Origin of the sequence: Sphingomonas tagetis, from assembly GCF_024211275.1 — a bacterium.
Taxonomy (GTDB): Bacteria; Pseudomonadota; Alphaproteobacteria; order Sphingomonadales; family Sphingomonadaceae; genus Sphingomonas; species Sphingomonas tagetis.
Genome location: NZ_JAMLDX010000002.1, coordinates 1 through 16,864, shown reverse-complemented (window position 1 = coordinate 16,864; position 16,864 = coordinate 1). Strand labels below are relative to the sequence as shown.

Annotated in this window: 17 protein-coding genes; 6 read left to right on the top strand and 11 right to left on the bottom strand. The window is 68.0% G+C overall.

Annotated elements, in window-relative coordinates:
* Positions 1-2 precede the first annotated feature (2 nt).
* Together M9978_RS02700 and M9978_RS02695 are read right to left on the bottom strand one after the other, a co-directional pair.
* The gene (locus M9978_RS02700; protein ID WP_254291325.1) at positions 3-1,409 is read right to left on the bottom strand and encodes an efflux RND transporter periplasmic adaptor subunit; all 1,407 of its coding nucleotides are present in this window, start codon (positions 1,407-1,409) and stop codon (positions 3-5) included.
* Positions 1,409-2,842, bottom strand: coding sequence for an efflux transporter outer membrane subunit (locus M9978_RS02695; protein WP_254291324.1), 1,434 nt, complete (start codon positions 2,840-2,842; stop codon positions 1,409-1,411). The genes M9978_RS02700 and M9978_RS02695 overlap by 1 nt, the downstream gene beginning before the upstream one ends.
* Positions 2,843-3,023: 181 nt before the next feature.
* On the opposite strand from M9978_RS02695, the gene acs reads away from it, so the two are divergent.
* Both acs and M9978_RS02685 read left to right on the top strand, forming a co-directional pair.
* The gene (acs, locus tag M9978_RS02690; protein WP_254291323.1) at positions 3,024-4,961 is read left to right on the top strand and encodes an acetate--CoA ligase; all 1,938 of its coding nucleotides are present in this window, start codon (positions 3,024-3,026) and stop codon (positions 4,959-4,961) included.
* 60 nt (positions 4,962-5,021) lie between these two features.
* Positions 5,022-7,055 carry a M13 family metallopeptidase gene (locus tag M9978_RS02685; protein WP_254291322.1) on the top strand — a complete coding sequence of 678 codons (2,034 nt, stop codon included), beginning with the start codon at positions 5,022-5,024 and terminating at the stop codon, positions 7,053-7,055.
* Positions 7,056-7,150: 95 nt separating this feature from the next.
* On the opposite strand, the gene M9978_RS02680 is transcribed toward M9978_RS02685, so the two are convergent.
* Complete coding sequence (locus tag M9978_RS02680) at positions 7,151-8,749, bottom strand: peptide MFS transporter (protein WP_254291321.1); 1,599 nt, start codon at positions 8,747-8,749, stop codon at positions 7,151-7,153.
* A 182-nt stretch (positions 8,750-8,931) separates the two neighbouring features.
* On the opposite strand from M9978_RS02680, the gene M9978_RS02675 reads away from it, so the two are divergent.
* On the top strand, positions 8,932-9,528 hold the full coding sequence (locus M9978_RS02675; RefSeq protein ID WP_254291320.1) for a nitroreductase family protein: 597 nt from the start codon (positions 8,932-8,934) through the stop codon (positions 9,526-9,528).
* Positions 9,529-9,580: 52 nt separating this feature from the next.
* Positions 9,581-9,937, top strand: coding sequence for a GntR family transcriptional regulator (locus M9978_RS02670; RefSeq protein WP_254291319.1), 357 nt, complete (start codon positions 9,581-9,583; stop codon positions 9,935-9,937).
* Here M9978_RS02670 and M9978_RS02665 read toward each other — a convergent pair.
* The gene (locus M9978_RS02665; RefSeq protein WP_254291318.1) at positions 9,934-10,425 is read right to left on the bottom strand and encodes a hypothetical protein; all 492 of its coding nucleotides are present in this window, start codon (positions 10,423-10,425) and stop codon (positions 9,934-9,936) included. The genes M9978_RS02670 and M9978_RS02665 overlap by 4 nt on opposite strands.
* 24 nt (positions 10,426-10,449) lie before the next feature.
* On the opposite strand from M9978_RS02665, the gene M9978_RS02660 reads away from it, so the two are divergent.
* Entirely contained in the window at positions 10,450-11,394 is a 945-nt protein-coding gene (locus M9978_RS02660; RefSeq protein WP_254291317.1) for an L-threonylcarbamoyladenylate synthase, read from the top strand.
* Positions 11,395-11,449: 55 nt separating this feature from the next.
* Positions 11,450-12,016 (top strand): hypothetical protein, encoded by a 567-nt coding sequence (locus tag M9978_RS02655; RefSeq protein ID WP_367305036.1) that lies wholly within the window; start codon positions 11,450-11,452, stop codon positions 12,014-12,016.
* Here the strand turns inward: M9978_RS02655 and M9978_RS02650 are convergent.
* From M9978_RS02650 to M9978_RS02620, 7 genes are all read right to left on the bottom strand, one after another.
* Positions 12,002-12,691: an ATP12 family chaperone protein gene (locus M9978_RS02650; RefSeq protein ID WP_254291315.1), complete on the bottom strand. Its 690-nt coding sequence runs from the start codon at positions 12,689-12,691 to the stop codon at positions 12,002-12,004. The genes M9978_RS02655 and M9978_RS02650 overlap by 15 nt on opposite strands.
* Positions 12,692-12,707: 16 nt before the next feature.
* The gene (locus M9978_RS02645; protein WP_254291314.1) at positions 12,708-12,926 is read right to left on the bottom strand and encodes a hypothetical protein; all 219 of its coding nucleotides are present in this window, start codon (positions 12,924-12,926) and stop codon (positions 12,708-12,710) included.
* Positions 12,923-13,582, bottom strand: coding sequence for an HAD-IA family hydrolase (locus M9978_RS02640; RefSeq protein WP_254291313.1), 660 nt, complete (start codon positions 13,580-13,582; stop codon positions 12,923-12,925). Before M9978_RS02640 ends, M9978_RS02645 begins: the two co-directional genes overlap by 4 nt.
* Positions 13,583-13,745: 163 nt before the next feature.
* Positions 13,746-14,882, bottom strand: coding sequence for an RluA family pseudouridine synthase (locus M9978_RS02635; protein ID WP_254291312.1), 1,137 nt, complete (start codon positions 14,880-14,882; stop codon positions 13,746-13,748).
* Positions 14,879-15,256, bottom strand: coding sequence for a fluoride efflux transporter CrcB (gene crcB / locus M9978_RS02630; RefSeq protein ID WP_254291311.1), 378 nt, complete (start codon positions 15,254-15,256; stop codon positions 14,879-14,881). The genes M9978_RS02635 and crcB overlap by 4 nt, the downstream gene beginning before the upstream one ends.
* A gap of 94 nt (positions 15,257-15,350) precedes the next feature.
* Positions 15,351-16,100 carry a hypothetical protein gene (locus M9978_RS02625; RefSeq protein WP_254291310.1) on the bottom strand — a complete coding sequence of 250 codons (750 nt, stop codon included), beginning with the start codon at positions 16,098-16,100 and terminating at the stop codon, positions 15,351-15,353.
* 59 nt (positions 16,101-16,159) lie between these two features.
* Positions 16,160-16,864: DUF885 domain-containing protein (locus tag M9978_RS02620; RefSeq protein WP_254291309.1), on the bottom strand; the 705-nt coding region annotated here is incomplete at its 5' end.

Genomic DNA, 16,864 nt, shown 5'->3' with positions numbered 1-16,864 from the left:
GCTCAGCCACCCTGGCCTCCGCCCGCGCCGCCCTGACGGCGCTGGCCGCCGCCCGCGCCGGACTTGCGCTGGCTCGAACCCGAGGATTCGCCGGCATATTGCCCGGTAATGACTTCCATGCCTTCCTTGAGGCCACCGGCCAGGACTTCGGTGACCTGACCGTTGGTGTCGCCGGTAGTGACCTGGATCGGCTGCGGCTGGCCGTCATCGCCCTTCACATAGACGGTCTGGGTCGCGCCACGGCCGATCGTCGCCGATTTTTCCGCGCCGCCGCCACGGCGGCGGCCGCCGCGCGGGACGAGTGCGCCGGTGACACCGCCGGCCTTTTGCTGGCTGTCGCCCGCGCTTGGGCTGAAGCGCAGCGCGGCGTTGGGGACGAGCAGGACGTTCTTCTTCTCCAGCGTGACGATCTCGGCAGTCGCGGTCATGCCGGGGCGGAGTTGCTGGCCCGGGTTGGCGACCGAGAGGATCGCGCCATAGGAGACGACCTGGCCGGTGGCGCTCGACGTGCTGGACGACGAGGAGGTCGTGCTCTGTGCCGACAGGTTCGAGCCGACATCGACTCGCTGGATCGTTGCCGGGAAGGTGCGGCCGGGGAAGGCGTCGACGGTGAAGTTGGCCTTCTGCCCGTCCTTGACCTGGCCGACATCGGCTTCGTCGATCGCGACTTGCAGCTCCATCGAGCCGAGGTCCTCGGCGATCACGAACAAAGTCGGGGTGTTGAACGAGGACGCGACCGTCTGGCCCGGCTCGACCTGCCGCGCGAGCACCACACCGTTGACCGAGGAGCGGATCACCGCCTTGTTGCGCTGGGTGATGCTGGAGCGGAGGCCCGCCTGTTGCGAGGTGACCTGCGCCTGCGCGGCGCGCAGCGTGGCGTTGGCGCGGGCGACGGCGGCGCGGGCGTTGTCCAATTCGGTCTTTGCCGGGACGCGGCCGCCGGAGAGGCGGCTGACCTCTTCGAAGCGGTTGAGCTGCGAGCGCGCCTCGGTGACGGTCGCCTGATTCTGCGCGACGGTCGCCTGCGCGGCGGCGACGGCGGCGCGGCCCTGCGCGATTTCGTCGTCGAGCCGCGACGGGTCGATCAGCGCGAGCGGCTGGCCGGCGGTGACTCGATCGTTGACATCGACCAGCACCTTGGTGATCAGCCCCGACAGTTCCGAGCCGACCTGAACCTGATTGGTCGGGGCGAGCTTGCCGGTGGCCGAGACGGTGACGGTGAGCGAACCCTTCTCGACCTTGCGGGTGGCGTAGCCGGCCTCCTCGCTGCTGCCGAAGAACTTCCACGCGGTGAGCAGCAGGACGAGCACGAGCAGCCCGGCCCCGATCCATTTGGCGTAGCGCTGCCAGGCCGGCGCGACCTTGCCGCCGAGGAAATCGTCGAGCTTGGGGTTCGTGGGTTCGGCCATCAGTTCGATCCGGATGCGGGGGTGGGGACGGTGTCGGGGGTCGGCGTCGCGCTCGCATCCCAGCCGCCACCGAGCGCGAGGTAGAGCTGGATCAGCGCCGCCGCCTTGTCCGAGCGCGCGCCGACCAGGCCGTTGCGCGCCGAGATCAGCGAGGCTTCGCTCTGGTTGAGCGTGAGAAAGTCGGCGAGGCCGGCGCGGTAGGAGCTGCGCGAGAGGATCGCGCTGTTGGTGGCGGCGTCGAGCGCGATCATGAACTCGCGCTCGCGGCGCTGGGCCGATTGCAGCGCGACCACGGCATTCTCGACATCCTCGAGCGCGGTCAGCACGGTCTGCTTGTAGGCGAGCAACGCGCCGTCCGCCGCCGCCTGCGCCGAGCGGACCTGCGAGCGGTTGCGGCCGGCGTCGAAGATCGTCTGGGCGAGGCTGGCGAAGATGCGGCCGGTGATCAGGTCGAAAATACCGCCGATATTGGCCGCATTGCTGTCGATGCTGCCGCCGAGCGAGAGCTGCGGGTAGAGCTGTGCCTCGGCCACGCCGATATTGGCGACCGCGGCGGCGAGATTGCGTTCGGCCGACCGCACATCGGGGCGCTGGCGCAGCGTATCGGTGGGGATGCCGACCGCGACGCTCGCCGGGCCTTGCGGGATCGGCCGGACCGCTTCCATCTCGCCCTTGAGCGCGCCCGGCGCCTGCCCCGTCAGCACGCCGAGGCGCGACACGGCGCTGTTGTAGCTCGCCTCGATCGACGGGATCGAGGCGGCGGTCTGCGCGCGGCTGGCGCGGGCCTGTTCCTGATCGAGCGACGAGACGAGCCCAGCCTGAACGCGGAAGCCGGCGATCTCTAGATTGTCGTCCTGAATGGCGAGGCTCTGCCGGGCGTTGGCGAGTTGCGCCTGTGCCGCACGGGCGAGGATATAGTTGCGCGCGATCTCGGCCTGGGTCGAAACGAGGACGGTGGCATAGTCATAGCCCGAGGCTTCGAGCTGCGCGCGGCTCGCCTGCACGCCGCGGCGGATGCCGCCGAACAGGTCTGCCTGATAGTTCACGTCCGCGCCGAGCGAGAGGCTGGTGCTGCCGCCCGCGCCGCCGGTGATCGCCTGCGTGCGCGATGCGCTGGCGCCGGCATCGACCGTCGGCAATAGCGACGCGCGCGACTGGACGAGCGATTCGCGCGCCTGCCGCAGCCGGATGACGGCCTGCGCCAGGTCCAGATTCTGGGACGCGGCCTGCTCGACCAGCCGCGTCAGCAGCGGATCGTTGAACGCGGTCCACCACTGGCGCAGGTCTTCCTGCGCTTCCTGCCGCGCCGCCACCGAATATGCAGGCGGCACGCCGAGCTCCGACGCCGCGCGCGGCCGGTAGTCGGGGCCGACGGTGCAGCCTGCCAACGGGACCGCGATGAGCGCCAGCAAGGTGATCGGACGGTTCATCATGCCCCTCGAAATGGGCGGCGGGCGCCGCGTCGTCCAATGAAATAGTGTCGCGAATTGTAAGCGTGACGGTCGAAACGCGCACGTAACGGGCGAGTTGCAAAGCTTTTGCGGGTGAAAGCGAACGCTCACTTGCGCGCCCCCGATGCTGACCGATATGACGCGCCACAAGAGGAGAGACCAGATGACTCAGGACGTCTATCCCGTACCCGCCGAATGGGCGCGGACGGCGCGGTACGATCAGGCGGGCTATGAGCGGCTGCACGGCCGCTCGCTTGCCGATCCGGGCAGCTTCTGGCTCGAACAGGCAAAGCGACTCGACTGGATCAAACGGCCCGAGATGGCGGGCGACTGGTCGTTCGACGAGGCCGATTTCCGCATCAACTGGTTCGCCGACGGCAAGCTCAACGTCGCGGCCAACTGCATCGACCGGCATCTGGCGAGCCGGGGCGGCGATGTGGCGATCATCTGGGAGCCGGATGATCCCGCCGAGGAACCGCGCCGGATCACCTATCTCGAGCTCCACCAGGAAGTCTGCCGCTTCGCCAATGTGCTTAAGGCGCAGGGCGTGAAGCGCGGCGACCGGGTGACGGTCTATCTGCCGATGATTCCCGAGGCGGCGTTCGCAGTGCTGGCGTGCGCGCGGATCGGGGCGATCCACTCGGTGGTGTTCGGCGGCTTCTCGCCCGAGGCGCTGGCCGGACGCATCACCGATTGCGACAGCGCGGTGGTGGTAACCGCCGACGAAGGCCGGCGCGGCGGCAAGCGTGTGCCGTTGAAGGCCAATGTCGATGCCGCCGCCGAGCGCGCGCCGGCGCTGCAGACGGTGATCGTCGTCAAGGCGACCGGCGGCGAGGTCGCGATGAGCGAAGGCCGTGACATCTGGTATCACGAGGCCGCGGCCACCGTGTCCGCCGACTGCCCGGCCGAGCCGATGGGGGCGGAGGATCCGCTGTTCATCCTCTATACCTCGGGATCGACCGGCAAGCCCAAGGGCGTGCTGCACACGACCGGCGGCTACCTCCTCTGGGCCAGCCTGACGCACGAGCTGTGCTTCGACTATCGCCCCGGCAATGTCTGGTGGTGCGCGGCGGATATCGGCTGGGTCACCGGGCACAGCTATATCGTCTATGGCCCGCTTGCGAACGGCGCGACGACGCTGATGTATGAAGGGCTGCCCAACTGGCCCGACGCCAGCCGCATCTGGCAGATCTGCGACCGGCACAATGTCCACACGGTGTTCACCGCGCCCACGGCGCTGCGCGCGCTGATGAAGGATGGTGACGAGTTCGTCACCAAGACCTCGCGCCAGTCGCTGAAATTGCTCGGCACGGTCGGCGAACCGATCAATCCCGAAGCGTGGCGCTGGTATCATGAGGTGGTGGGCGAGGGGCGTTGCCCGATCATCGACACCTGGTGGCAGACCGAGACCGGCGGCGCGATGATCGCCCCGATGCCGGGCGCGACTGACCTGAAGCCCGGATCGGCCACCAGGCCGATGCCCGGCGTCGATCCCCAGCTGGTCGATGAGAAAGGCAACGTCCTGCACGGCGCGACCGAGGGCAACCTCATTATCACGCGCAGCTGGCCAGGCCAGATGCGGACGGTGTGGGGCGATCACGAGCGCTTCTTCCAGACCTATTTCACGACCTATCCGGGCAATTACTTCACCGGCGACGGCTGCCGCCGCGACGAGGACGGCTATTACTGGATCACCGGGCGCGTCGATGACGTGATCAACGTCAGCGGGCACCGCATGGGCACCGCCGAGGTCGAGAGCGCGCTGGTGCTGCACCCCAAGGTCGCCGAGGCCGCGGTGGTCGGCATGCCGCACGAGGTGAAGGGACAGGGCATCTACGCCTATGTCACGCTCAACGCCGGCTGCGCGGCGGACGATGCGTTGCGCGCCGAGCTGGTCAAATGGGTGCGGACCGAAATCGGGCCTATCGCGACTCCCGACGCGGTCCAGTTCGCGCCGGGCCTGCCCAAGACGCGCTCGGGCAAGATCATGCGCCGCATCCTGCGCAAGATCGCCGAGGGCGATGTGTCGTCGCTGGGCGACACCTCGACGCTGGCGGACCCGGGCGTGGTCGACGATCTGGTGGCGAACCGGGTGTCCTAGCCGTTGCACCACCCCCGACTCAGCGTTATGCTACGGCAATACACTGCATAGGGGTTCCGCATGAAGATCAATGTCCTGGCTCGCCTGGCGCTCGGCGCTGCGGCGCTTTCGCTCACCGTGCCCGCACTGTCGCAGACCGCGGGTCCGAAATATGGCGGGTTCGGCGTCGATCTCGCCGCGCAGGACAAGGGCGTGAAGCCGGGCGACGATTTCTGGGCCTATGTCAACGGCAGCTGGGCGAAGAACACGCCGATCGCGCCGGACCGCAGCTCGGCCGGCGCCAGCGTCAAGCTGGCTGACGGGGCCGAGGTTGCGGTGCGCGCGATCCTCGACGACATGGCAAAGAATCCCGGCCAGTTCGGCGCCAAGGGCAAGCAGATCGGCGATCTCTATGCCAGCTGGATGGACGAGGCGGCGATCGAGAAGCGCGGCACTGCGCCGCTCAAGCCCTATCTGGCGAAGATCGCCGCGGCGAACGACCGCGTCAAACTGCAGGCGCTATTCGTCGAGCAGGGCTATGCCAGCCCGGTCAATATCGGGATCATCCCTGATCTCGCCAACCCGACCCAATATACCGCGATCGCCGGGCAGGGCACGCTGGGTATGGCGCGCGATTACTATCTGCTCGAAGGCGCCAAATATGACGGCTTCCGCGCCGCCTATCGCGCCTATATCGCCAAGGTGCTGACGCTCGCCGGGATCGGCGACGCCGCGGCCAAGGCGGACAAGATCGTGGCGTTCGAGACCGCGATGGCCAAGGTCCACTGGACGCCCGAGCAGAACCGCAACATCCCCGCGCTGTACAAGCCGATGGACCGCGCCGGCATGGCCAAGCTCGCGCCGCAGTTCGACTGGCCCACCATGATGAAGCTCAGCGGCCTCGAAGCGATGCCGATGATGATCATGGGCAATGACACCGCGCTGGCGGCGCTGGGCAAGCAGTTTGCGGAAGTGCCGGTCTCGACCTGGCAGGACTGGATGACGTTCCACTTCATCTCGTCGAGCGCGCCCTATCTGCCCAAGGCGTTCGACGACGCGTCGTTCGACTTCTTCCAGAAGACGCTGGCGGGCACCCCGCAGAAGCGCGAGCGGTGGAAGCGCGGCATTCAGCTGGTCAATGGCGCGCTGGGCGAGTCGGTCGGCCAGATCTATGTCGCGCGCCACTATCCGCCCGAGAGCTCGGCCCAGATGGGCGAGCTGATCGCCGATTTGCGCGCGAGCCTCGACGAGCGGCTCAAGGGCAATCAGTGGATGGACGCCGTGACCAAGGAGAAGGCGCTGGCCAAGCTCGCCGCCTTCGACCCACGCGTCGGCCACCCCACCAAGTGGATCGACTATTCGGCGATGAAGATCAGTCGCGGCGACCTGCTCGGCAACATCATGGCGTCGCAGGACTGGGGCTGGAAATACCAGCTCTCGCAGCTCGGCAAGCCGGTCGACCGCACGCTGTGGGCAATGACGCCGCAGACGGTGAACGCCTATTACAGCCCGCTGACCAACCAGATCACCTTCCCGGCGGCGATCCTGCAGGCGCCGTTCTTCGATCCCAAGGCGGACGCGGCGGTCAATTACGGGGCGATCGGCGCCGTAATCGGGCATGAGATCGGCCATGGTTTCGACGATCAGGGCAGTCAGTTCGGGCCGGACGGCAAGTTCGCCAACTGGTGGACGCCGGAAGCGAAGGCCGCGTTCGGCAAGCGCACCGCGGTGCTGGTCGAGCAGTTCGGCGGCTATGAGCCGATTCCGGGCACCAGGATCAACGGCAAGCTGACGCTGGGCGAGAATATCGGCGACCTTGGCGGCATCGAAATGGCCTATGGCGCGTACCAGCGCTATCAGGCGAAGCACGGCAAGGCGCCGGTGATCGGCGGGCTGACCGGCGATCAGCGCTTCTTCCTGGCCTATGCCCAGGCTTGGCAGACCAAGGTGCGCGAGGACGCCGAACGCTCGCGGCTGCTGACCGACACGCACAGCCCGGCCAAGTATCGCGTCAACGGCATCGTGCGGAATGTCGACGCCTGGTACGCGGCGTTCGACGTCAAGCCGGGCGACAAGCTGTATCTGCCGCCCGAGCAGCGGGTGAAGATCTGGTGATCGCGCGCTGATCGATACGAAAATGGGCCGGTCCGCCAAGGACCGGCCCCTTTTTTGTGCATCGCTCCTCCCGCTTGCGGAAGGCGCTAAAAGCCTCAGCCCGGCTTGGTCTCGAGGTCGGGGCGGATGCCGGCGGCCTGTTGTTCGCCGATCTCGCGCTGGCCGGCCAGACCGTCGTCCTTGAGCGTGTCGAGATGCATCATCTTCTTGACCAGCGGCGACACCAGGCACACCGCGACACCGATGCCGATCGTCCACCAGCCGATGGTGTTGTAGATCGCGAGCGTCGCTTCCTTGGTCATTTCGCCGCCTTCGCCGCCGGTGGCTTCACCGATCTTGCCCGCGACGAAATTGCCGACCGCGGTCATGTAGAACCACGCGCCCATGATGAGCGAGGCCAGCGTCTTGGGCGCGAGGCGGTTCATTGCCGACAGGCCGACCGGCGACAAACAGAGCTCGCCGGTGGTCTGCAGCAGGTAGATCAGGAAGACGAAGAGGACCGGGGTCATCGCCGCGATGCCGACCGAGTGCGCGCCCCACACGAAGACGAGGAACGAGAGGCCGACCTGAAGCAGCGCGATGCCGAATTTGGCGGGCGCCGAGGGTTCCCAGCCCTTCTTGCCGAGCCACACCCACAGCGCCGCGAACACCGGGCCGAGCAGCACGATGTAAATCGGGTTGATCGACTGGAACAGCGAGGCGGGGACGCCGGCGCGGTCGACGAAACGGTCGGTGTAGAGGTTAAGGCTGCCGCCCGCCTGCTCGAACAGGCCCCAGAAGACCGGGTTGAGCGCGATCAGGAAGAGGACGACGAGCAGCCGGTCGCGGGCATGCGGCTCGAGCCGGAAGGCCGAGTAGAGCACATAGCCGAGCAGGCCGACGCCCGAGACGATCAGCAGCGTCTGGATGACGTCCTGATACTGGACCAGCGCCCAGATCACGCCGACTGAGGCGAGACCGACAGCATAGAGGCCCCATTCGAGGCCCTTGGTCAGCGCGCGCGGCGCTTCGCCCTGGCCCATCAGCAGCGGCTTGCCGAGGATAAACACGATCAGGCCGAGCAGCATGCCGACGCCCGCCGCGCCGAAGCCATAGGCCCAGCCATAGGTCTGGCCGAGCCAGCCCGCGAGGATCGTGCCGATCGCGGCGCCGACGTTGATGCCGACATAGAAGATCGTATAGGCGCCGTCGCGGCGCACGTCGGTGAGGCCATAGAGCTGGCCGACGATCACCGAGATGTTGGCCTTCAGGAAGCCCGAGCCGACGATGATGAAGGCGAGCGCGAGCCAGAAGACGTTGATCGTCGCATCCGCCTGACCGCCATCGCCCTCGACCGCCATCAGCACATGGCCGAAGGTCAGCAGCACCGCGCCGAACAGCACCGCCTTGCGCTGGCCGAGGAACTTGTCGGCGAGATAGCCGCCGAGCACCGGGGTGATGTACACCAGCGAGGTGTAGGCGCCGTAGATCAGGTTCGACTTGCTGTCGCTGAACAGCCAGTGCTGAGTCAGGTAGAAGATCAGCAGCGCGCGCATGCCGTAATAGGAGAAGCGCTCCCACATTTCGGCGAAGAAGAGGACGTACAGGCCCTTTGGATGGCCGGCGAACTCGTTGCCCGGTTTGAGGGCGATCAGCCCGCCACCGGCGAGCAACAGAATGAGAAATCCAAGTGCGATTGCGGGAATGATGTCCACGCGCCTACCCCTTTGAACTGCGCGGCCTCCATGGGCCTGCGCCTTGATGGGTTGGAACCTAGCGGCGAAAACCGCCGTGTGAAGCAATATTGTGTCGCTTGAAACTGAACCTCGGATGAGCGCGATCGATTTTGTGCGACCGGCGCTTTTGTCCGGCGCGGAAAGTCCCTAACTGCGCGGCCATGACCTTCAACGACCGCTCGACGCCGCTTTCGCTGCTCGCCACCCGCCGTTCCGCCAAGGCGCGCGACATGATCGCGCCGGGGCCGGATGCAGGCGAGCTACGGCAGATCCTCGAAATCGCGGCGCGCACGCCCGATCATGGCAAGCTGGCGCCGTGGCGGTTCGTGGTGGTGCCGGCCGAAGCGCGCGACGCGCTCGCGGCGGCGCTGGTCGCGGCGTATCGCGCGGACAAGCCCGAGGCGGGGCGGCTCGAGATCGAGGCGATGGACTTTTTCGCCCGGCAGGCGCCGACCTTGGTGGTGGTGCTGGCCTCGCCCAAGGTCGAGAGTCACATTCCGCTGTGGGAGCAGGAGCTGTCGGTCGGCGCGGCGGCGATGAATCTGGAACACGCCGCGCATGCGTCGGGCTATGCCGCGTGCTGGCTGACCGGCTGGGCGGCCTATAGCGAACGGGTGCGCGACCTGTTCGGCGCGGCGCCCGAGCGGATCGCCGGATTCGTGTTCATCGGCACGCCGTCGCGGCCGCTGGACGAGCGGCCCCGGCCCGGGTTTGACAAGGTGGTCTCGACCTGGAACGGCCCGACTGACGGTATCTGACGAAACCGCATTCGCGCTGGCACTTCATTGCCCCATGCTGTATTAAGGCACCATGACAGCGCTCGAGCATGAAGACAGCCCGGTTTACCTGAAGCTGCGTGCGATTATCGCCTCGGCGATTCTGCGCGGCGAATACCGCGCGGGGGACCAGTTGCCGTCGGTGCGCGCGCTCGCGGCCGAGCATGGCGCGAACCCGCTGACTGTGGCCAAGGCCTATCAGAGCTTTCAGGACGACGGCTATGTCGAGGTGCGGCGCGGGGTCGGCATGTTTGTGCTGCCGGGCGCGGTCGAGCGGCTCAAGATCGCCGAGCGCGACCGCTTCCTCACCAGCTATTGGCCCAAGGTGCGCGACCATATCGCGCTGCTGGGGTTGAGCGCGCACGAATTGCTCGACCGCGAGATCGCCTAGCTTTTCGGCATTCGCCAATAATCCTCGATGACATCGACGAAATAGACGCCGTCGCGCGTGCGGATGTCGCGCGGCACGGCGGGGCCGCGGCGCATCACGAGCAAATGGCGGACTCGGTCGGCGGGATCGCGCGGGTCGAACACGATGCTGTGGTCGGAGGGATCGTCGATCATGCCGACCACATCGACCCAGGGCAGCGCGGCAGGGCGAGCGCTGTAGGGGTTGACGACGAGGCCGGCGGCGTGGGCGCGCAGCGCGGGGCCGAGCCAGGGCCAGCGGCGGCGCCAGTTGACATAGATGCCGGCGGCCAACAGCAGCGATGTCCCGGCGAACGGCGCGGCGTAGCGCGCTTCGCTCAGCGCAGCGCGGCCGAGCAGGATGGCGATCACCGCGAAGAACGCGACCGGCCATTGCGCGAGCCAGCCCGGCGGCGGCGCGTAGAACAGCCGCTCGGGCGGTGGGGTCGATCGTCTGCGCTTGCCGGGCATATCGGCGCGTTATAGCGAGGGCCGATGACCGCTCCAACCGACACCCGAACCTTGCCCTATGGCGACGCGGCGATGGCCGAGGCGGCGGCGGTGATCGCGGCTGGCGGCTGTGTCGCGGTGCCGACCGAGACGGTCTATGGGCTGGCTGCGGACGCGACCGACGCGAACGCGGTGGCCGGGATCTATGCGGCCAAGGGGCGGCCTTCATTCAATCCGCTGATCGTGCATGTGCCCGACCGGCAGGCCGCGGAGAAGATCGCGCTGTTCGACCGCGATGCGCGCGCGCTCGCCGACGCATTCTGGCCGGGGCCGCTGACATTGGTGCTGCCGCTGCGGCCCGATGCGGCGATTGCCGGGCTGGTGACGGCGGGGCTGGAGACGGTGGCGATCCGCGTGCCGCAGCATCGCGCGATGCAGGCGTTGCTGGCGGCGGCGGGCAAGCCGCTCGCGGCGCCCTCGGCCAATGCCAGCGGGTCGATCAGCCCGACGCGGGCGGCGCATGTCGCGGCGAGCCTGGGTGGGCGCATCCCGCTGATCATCGACGACGGCGCGACCAGCGGGGGGATCGAATCGACCATCGTCGCATTGGGCGGCTCGCCGCGCTTGCTGCGGCCCGGCCCGATCGCGGCGGAGGCGATCGAGCGCGAGATCGGGCGATGGTTGGGGCGCGGTGCGGACGGCAAGGTCGAGGCGCCGGGGCAGCTGGCGAGCCATTATGCGCCGTCCAAGCCGGTGCGGCTGGAGGCGACCGAGCGTTGCGCCGATGAATGGATGATCGGGTTCGGCGCGGTGGCGGGCAACGACACGCTGTCGGCGAAGGGCGATCTGACCGAAGCGGCCGCGCGGCTGTTCGATGCGCTGCACCGGGCGGATGACTCCGATGCGGCGGCGATCGCGGTGGCGCCCATTCCCGACATCGGGATCGGCATCGCGATCAACGATCGCCTGATGCGGGCGGCGCATCGCTGATTGCATCGCCGCGCGATCGGCGTAGCCTGACCTTCGCAACAAGGGGAGACGGATGATGGCGCGCGTGATCCTGGGCGGGCTGCTGGGCGGGCTGGCGATGTGGTTCGTGGGGTTCATCTTCTGGGGCACGCCGCTGAGCCTGCTGGCGCTGAGCAATGCTGGCGACGCGCAAAGTGTCGCGGTGCAGGCGGCGCTGGCGCAGAATCTGGGGCCGGGCGGAACCGGCGCCTATGCGATCCCGTGGCCGGGCACCGCGGCTGGCACTGCCGCTTATGGGCAGGGACCGGTGGCGCTGGTGCTGTTCAACGCGAGCGGTTTCGCCAATCCTGACATGAGCGCGCTGGTCGGCGGGCTCGTGCTGGGTATCGTCTGCACCTTGCTGCTCGCGGTCGGATTGCGGATGGCGGGCGAGGCGAGCCTTGGGCGGCGGTTGACGCTGGTCGCGATCTTCGCGGTGGCGATCACCGCCTATAGCCAGATCGGCCAGCCGATCTTCAACCACGCGCCGTGGGGCTATTTCATCTATCTGTGGATCAGCGAGATCGTCGGCTGGATCGCGGCGGGGGCGATCATCGCGAAGCTGTTGCCGGCAGCGGCGCCGGTCGCGTCACAGCAGCTCTAGCAACCGCACGCCAGCGTCGAAATCGGCGTGGCGGGTGGCGCGGGCCTGGCGGGCGAGGTCGTCCTCGCCCCAATGCTCGACCTGCCAGTCCTCGTCGAGATTGATGGCGGACCAGATGTCGTCGGGCGTCGCGGCGCGTTCGAGCAGCGCGAGTGCGGCGATCAGCGAGCCACTGACGGTGACGAGCGGGGACAGCGCGGCGAGCTCGAACGGCGAACGCGCCGCCACCGCCTCGGATAGCGCCGTGAGGCTGGCGGGCGGCTGGGCGCGGTGCATGATCCCGGTCGCGGTGACCAGCGGGGCGCCATAGCGCGTCTTCGCCCAATCGAGCAGCGGGTCCCACGACGCCTGCTGCCGGAGTTGCAGTTCGAGCGGGTGATCGGCGCGATAGCAGAGGAGGTCGCTCTCGCCATATTGCGCGAGTCCAGCGGCGAAGGTCGCGGGATCGGCCGCGATGCGGTCGATCGCGGCGTTGGCGAGGCCGGTGAGCGGCATCGCGCGCGGGTCGACATCCTTGTCCACCGCGCGCCATTCCTCGGCGACCGCTTGTGCGAGCGCGGGGCTGGGCAGCGTCAGCGGCGCGCGGCCAGGGGTGCGCACCGGGCGACCGTCGAGATGGATGTCGTGGCCGCCGTCCACTGCGACGGTGGCGACGTCTTTCCAGAAGCGTTTCATGACTTACTCGACAGCTTCAATCCGTGGGGGGTGGCGTGCGCCATTTGCGCGCCATCGCACGCGGCACCACGGCCATGACATAGAGGCCGGAGATCAGGATCGCGCCGCCGAGGATCGTCTGGAACCAGCCGGTGGCGCGGCCCATCAGCACCAGCCCGAACACCGCGCCGATCACCGCGAGCAACTGCACGCCGATCATCGCGAAATAGCGGTTGCGGGCAGGGTCGTCGGTCACAGCGCCTCCAGCAGCGCGGGCAAGTCGCGTGCGTGGGTCACCACATCGCGCGCGCCCGCCGCATGCAATTCATGCGCGTCGTGATAACCCCACGCAACCCCGATCGGGTGCGTCCCGGCCGCGACCGCCATCTCGATGTCGAAGCTGGTGTCGCCGATCATCGCGGTGGTTTCGGGAACCGCGCCGGCCTCGGCAATACAGGCTTCGAGCATGGCGGGATGCGGCTTGGACGGGTGGCGGTCGGCGGTGTGGAGCGTGACGAAACGGCTCGTCAGGCCGTGATGGTCGAGGATATGGCCGAGCCCGCGATCGGACTTGCCGGTGGCGACGCCGAGCTTCCAGCCGGCATCGTACAGCGCCTCGATCGCCTCGGCGACGCCGTCGAACAGCGGCTCGGGATCGAGCGAGCGGTCGCTGCGCATCGCCCAGAAGGCGCGCTTATAGGCATCGGCCATGTCCGCGTGCTGCCGCGCCTCGGCCGCGGGGGCGAGCAGGGCGATGGCGGGGATGAGGCTCAAGCCCACGATGCGCCGGATCGCGTCGCGCCCGGGCGGGTCGAGCCGGTGCTCGACGAAGCACGCCTCCATCGCGCGGCAGATATTCGCCTGCGAATCGACGAGCGTGCCGTCGCAGTCGAAGACGGCGAGGCGAGTCATGCGTTCGTCCCAATTCCTCCCCCGGAGGGGGAGGGGGACCGCCGCGAAGCGGTGGTGGAGGGGTGGTTAGCCGAACAACGACCGGCTCGCTCGTGGAGGCTACCCCTCCACCAGCTTCGCTGGTCCCCCTCCCCCTCCGGGGGAGGAATGAAGTGCGTGCCGATCATTTCTTCTTTTTCTCGGGCTTCTTCACCGGCTTTTCCGCCTTGTCGCCGCGTCCGCGCCTCTCGCCGCGGCGCTCCTTGCGGACGGTCTTGGCGTGCGCCTTGGCCTGCGACTTCTTCTGTTCGCGCGTCATCGGCGCGCGTTCGTCGGGCGGCATGTTGTCGCCGGTCGCGATGTCGAAGCCGAGCTGCGCGAGCGTCTCGGCGAAATGCGTCGGCAGGTCCGCCGTCACGTCGAGCTTGTCGCCGTCGGGATGGGGAATGCGGATACGGCGGGCGTGGAGGTGCATCTTGCGGCTGATGCTGCCCGTCAGGAACGCTTCCGCGAGACCGTATTTGCCGTCGCCGACAATCGGGTGGCCGATCGCCGCCATGTGGACGCGCAGCTGGTGGGTGCGGCCGGTGTGCGGCTGAAGCTCGACCCAGGCGGCGCGGTCGCCGGCATTGTCGATCACGCGATAGCGCGTGCGGGCGACCTGCCCGTCCTTCATGTCGACCTGCATCTTCTCGCCGCCCGTGCCGGGCTGCTTGCAGAGCGGCAGGTCGATATAGCCGTCCTCGACGTCGGGCATGCCCATGACGATCGCCCAATAGGTCTTGCGCGCGGTGCGGCCCGAGAAGTTCTTGGCGAAATAGGCGGCGGCGCGCGCGGTGCGGGCGAGGACGAGCGCGCCCGACGTGTCCTTGTCGAGCCGGTGGACGAGCTTGGGCCGCGTATCGAGGTCGAAATAGAGGCCGTCGAGCAGCTGATCGACATGGTCGTGAGTCTTGGTGCCGCCCTGTGTCGCGAGGCCGGGCGGCTTGTTGAGCACGATCGCCTGCGCGTCGCGGTGGATCACCATCGATTCGGCGAATTCGATCTGCTCGGGCGTGAGCTGGGGGCGCGCCTTTTTGGGCTTGGCCGTGCCCGGCTCCGGCGCTTCGGCGGGCGGGACGCGGATGATCTGGCCGGCCTGGATGCGGTCGCCCGGCGTGGCGCGCGCGCCATCGACGCGGAGCTGGCCCGTGCGCGCCCAGCGCGAGACGAGGTTGAAGCTGGTGTCGGGCAGATGCCGCTTGAACCAGCGGTCGAGCCGGATGCCGTCATCGTCGAGCGCGACGGTGAACTGGCGGACGTTTTCGGCAAGCTTGGTCATGCGAAGGCTCGCGAAAGCTGGAGGCCGGCGAACAGCGCGACGATCGAGCCGACCACCGAGGCGAGGATATAGGCGAGCGCGACGCCGTGGTCGCCGCGCTGGAGCAGCTGCGCCGCGTCGAGCGAGAAGGCCGAGAAGGTGGTGAAGCCGCCAAGCACGCCGACGCCGAGCAGATAGCGCATCGCCTCGTTGCCGCCGCTGCGCGCGGCGAGCCAGGAGACGAGCGCCCCCATCGCGAAGCCGCCGAGCAGGTTCACGATCAGCGTTCCCCAGGGGAAATCGGGTCCCCACAAAGCGAGCGCGGCGCGGCCGGTGAGGTGCCGTGCGCCGGAGCCGATCGCGCCGCCGAGCATGACGAGAAGAAGATGGGACATCGCGCCGCCCTAGCGCGGTTCGCTCGCGGGGACCAGCCTCGCCCGAGCTCGGGTTGGGGACGGAGCAACAGCTCCGTCCCCCGGGAGAGCCCGGTTACTTGCCGCCGTCGGCGAGCAAGTCGATATCGGTGCCGCCGCCGGGGCGGTCGGACAGGAAGATCAGAAACGCCGCGCCGTCGCTCTTGCGCGTGCCGCCGAGCAGGTGCGTGCCGTCCTTGAGCTGATGCTCGGCGGTGTAGCCGCCCTTGATTGCGCGGGTGTAATACCAGTCGATCATCGTCTGCAGTGGCTGCGGGGCGGAGAAGGTGACGGCGCGCAGCGAGCAGCCATCGGCCTGCGTCCCTGCCGCCTCGACCACGCGGGCCTGCGGGTGGAGCGGGATCGCGGCGGGCATGCGCGCGGCCCAGCCTGCCGAATAGGCGAGCTTGGCCGCGCACGACGCAGTGCGTGGGTTCTTCTGGCGCGCGGCGAGGCCGCCGAGCGTGGCGGCCTGTTCCTGAGCGGCGAACGCGCCGGCCTTGGCGGCGGTCGGGGCGGGAGCCTTCATCAGCTCGCCATCCTTGGGCATTGCGGTCTTGCCGGCGGCGACCGTTTCGGCAGGGAGCGGCGCGGAATAGGGCTGGCTGGGCGGGCGGATCGCGTCCTTGTTCGATTGCTGCGCGAGCTGCGGATCGACCATGATCTGGTCCTGCAGCGCGCCCATCAGCGCGGGATCGGCGCCATTTCCGGCGAGTTCGTCGTCGAGCGCGGCGACATTGTTCTGCGGCGCCTCTTCACCACCGCTGCACGCGGCGAGCGCGAGCGGGGCGAGGAAGACGGCAATGGCTTTGACGGTGCGGGTCACGGTCGCGCTCCAAAATCCGGAAGCTGCGTGATGCCAGCACAGGGTTAAGGAAGCGTTTGCTATCCCTTGGCTTTCTCGCTCGCGATCCAGCTTTCGATCTGCACGTCGAGTATGTCGAGCGGGACCGCGCCCTGGCCGACCACGGCGTCGTGAAAGCCCTTGAGGTCAAACTTCGGCCTGAGCGCGGTTTCGGCGTGCTTGCGCAGCTCGCGGATCTTGAGCTCGCCGAGCTTGTAGCCGAGCGCTTGCCCCGGCCAGCTGATATAGCGATTGACCTCGGCATCGATATTCGCCGCCGACAGCGCGGTGTTGTCGAGCATGAACTTGACCGCCTGTTCCTTGGTCCAGCCCTTCGAATGGATGCCGGTATCGACCACCAGCCGGCAGGCGCGCCACATTTCGTAGCTGAGGCGCCCCATCTGCTTCTCGGGCGTGTCGTACAGTCCCATCTCGATCCCGAGATATTCCGAATAGAGTCCCCAGCCTTCGGTGAAGGCGGTGAAGCTGGCGAGGTGGCGACGGAACTTGCTCGTTTCCAGCTCCTGCTGGAGCGCGATCTGATGGTGGTGCCCCGGCACCGCTTCGTGCGCGGTCAGCGCCGGCAGCTCGTAGAGCGGGCGCTGATCGAGTTTCGAGGTGTTGATCTGTAATTTGCAGTTGCTTGGCGGTTGTCCCTTGAGGGTCTCAAGGATCTGTCCGCACTCGCCGGCCGATGGGTCGGTGGTGCTGTATCGGGTCTCACAAGGCCGGACGTTGCATTGACT

Excerpts from the sequence above, each read along its gene's own strand:
- M9978_RS02700 (WP_254291325.1), bottom strand. The coding sequence starts at position 1,409 with ATGGCCGAACCCACGAACCCCAAGCTCGACGATTTCCTCGGCGGCAAG.
- M9978_RS02695 (WP_254291324.1), bottom strand. The coding sequence starts at position 2,842 with ATGATGAACCGTCCGATCACCTTGCTGGCGCTCATCGCGGTCCCGTTG.
- acs (WP_254291323.1), top strand. The coding sequence starts at position 3,024 with ATGACTCAGGACGTCTATCCCGTACCCGCCGAATGGGCGCGGACGGCG.
- M9978_RS02685 (WP_254291322.1), top strand. The coding sequence starts at position 5,022 with ATGAAGATCAATGTCCTGGCTCGCCTGGCGCTCGGCGCTGCGGCGCTT.
- M9978_RS02675 (WP_254291320.1), top strand. The coding sequence starts at position 8,932 with ATGACCTTCAACGACCGCTCGACGCCGCTTTCGCTGCTCGCCACCCGC.
- M9978_RS02670 (WP_254291319.1), top strand. The coding sequence starts at position 9,581 with ATGACAGCGCTCGAGCATGAAGACAGCCCGGTTTACCTGAAGCTGCGT.
- M9978_RS02665 (WP_254291318.1), bottom strand. The coding sequence starts at position 10,425 with ATGCCCGGCAAGCGCAGACGATCGACCCCACCGCCCGAGCGGCTGTTC.
- M9978_RS02660 (WP_254291317.1), top strand. The coding sequence starts at position 10,450 with ATGACCGCTCCAACCGACACCCGAACCTTGCCCTATGGCGACGCGGCG.
- M9978_RS02655 (WP_367305036.1), top strand. The coding sequence starts at position 11,450 with ATGGCGCGCGTGATCCTGGGCGGGCTGCTGGGCGGGCTGGCGATGTGG.
- M9978_RS02650 (WP_254291315.1), bottom strand. The coding sequence starts at position 12,691 with ATGAAACGCTTCTGGAAAGACGTCGCCACCGTCGCAGTGGACGGCGGC.
- M9978_RS02640 (WP_254291313.1), bottom strand. The coding sequence starts at position 13,582 with ATGACTCGCCTCGCCGTCTTCGACTGCGACGGCACGCTCGTCGATTCG.
- M9978_RS02635 (WP_254291312.1), bottom strand. The coding sequence starts at position 14,882 with ATGACCAAGCTTGCCGAAAACGTCCGCCAGTTCACCGTCGCGCTCGAC.
- crcB (WP_254291311.1), bottom strand. The coding sequence starts at position 15,256 with ATGTCCCATCTTCTTCTCGTCATGCTCGGCGGCGCGATCGGCTCCGGC.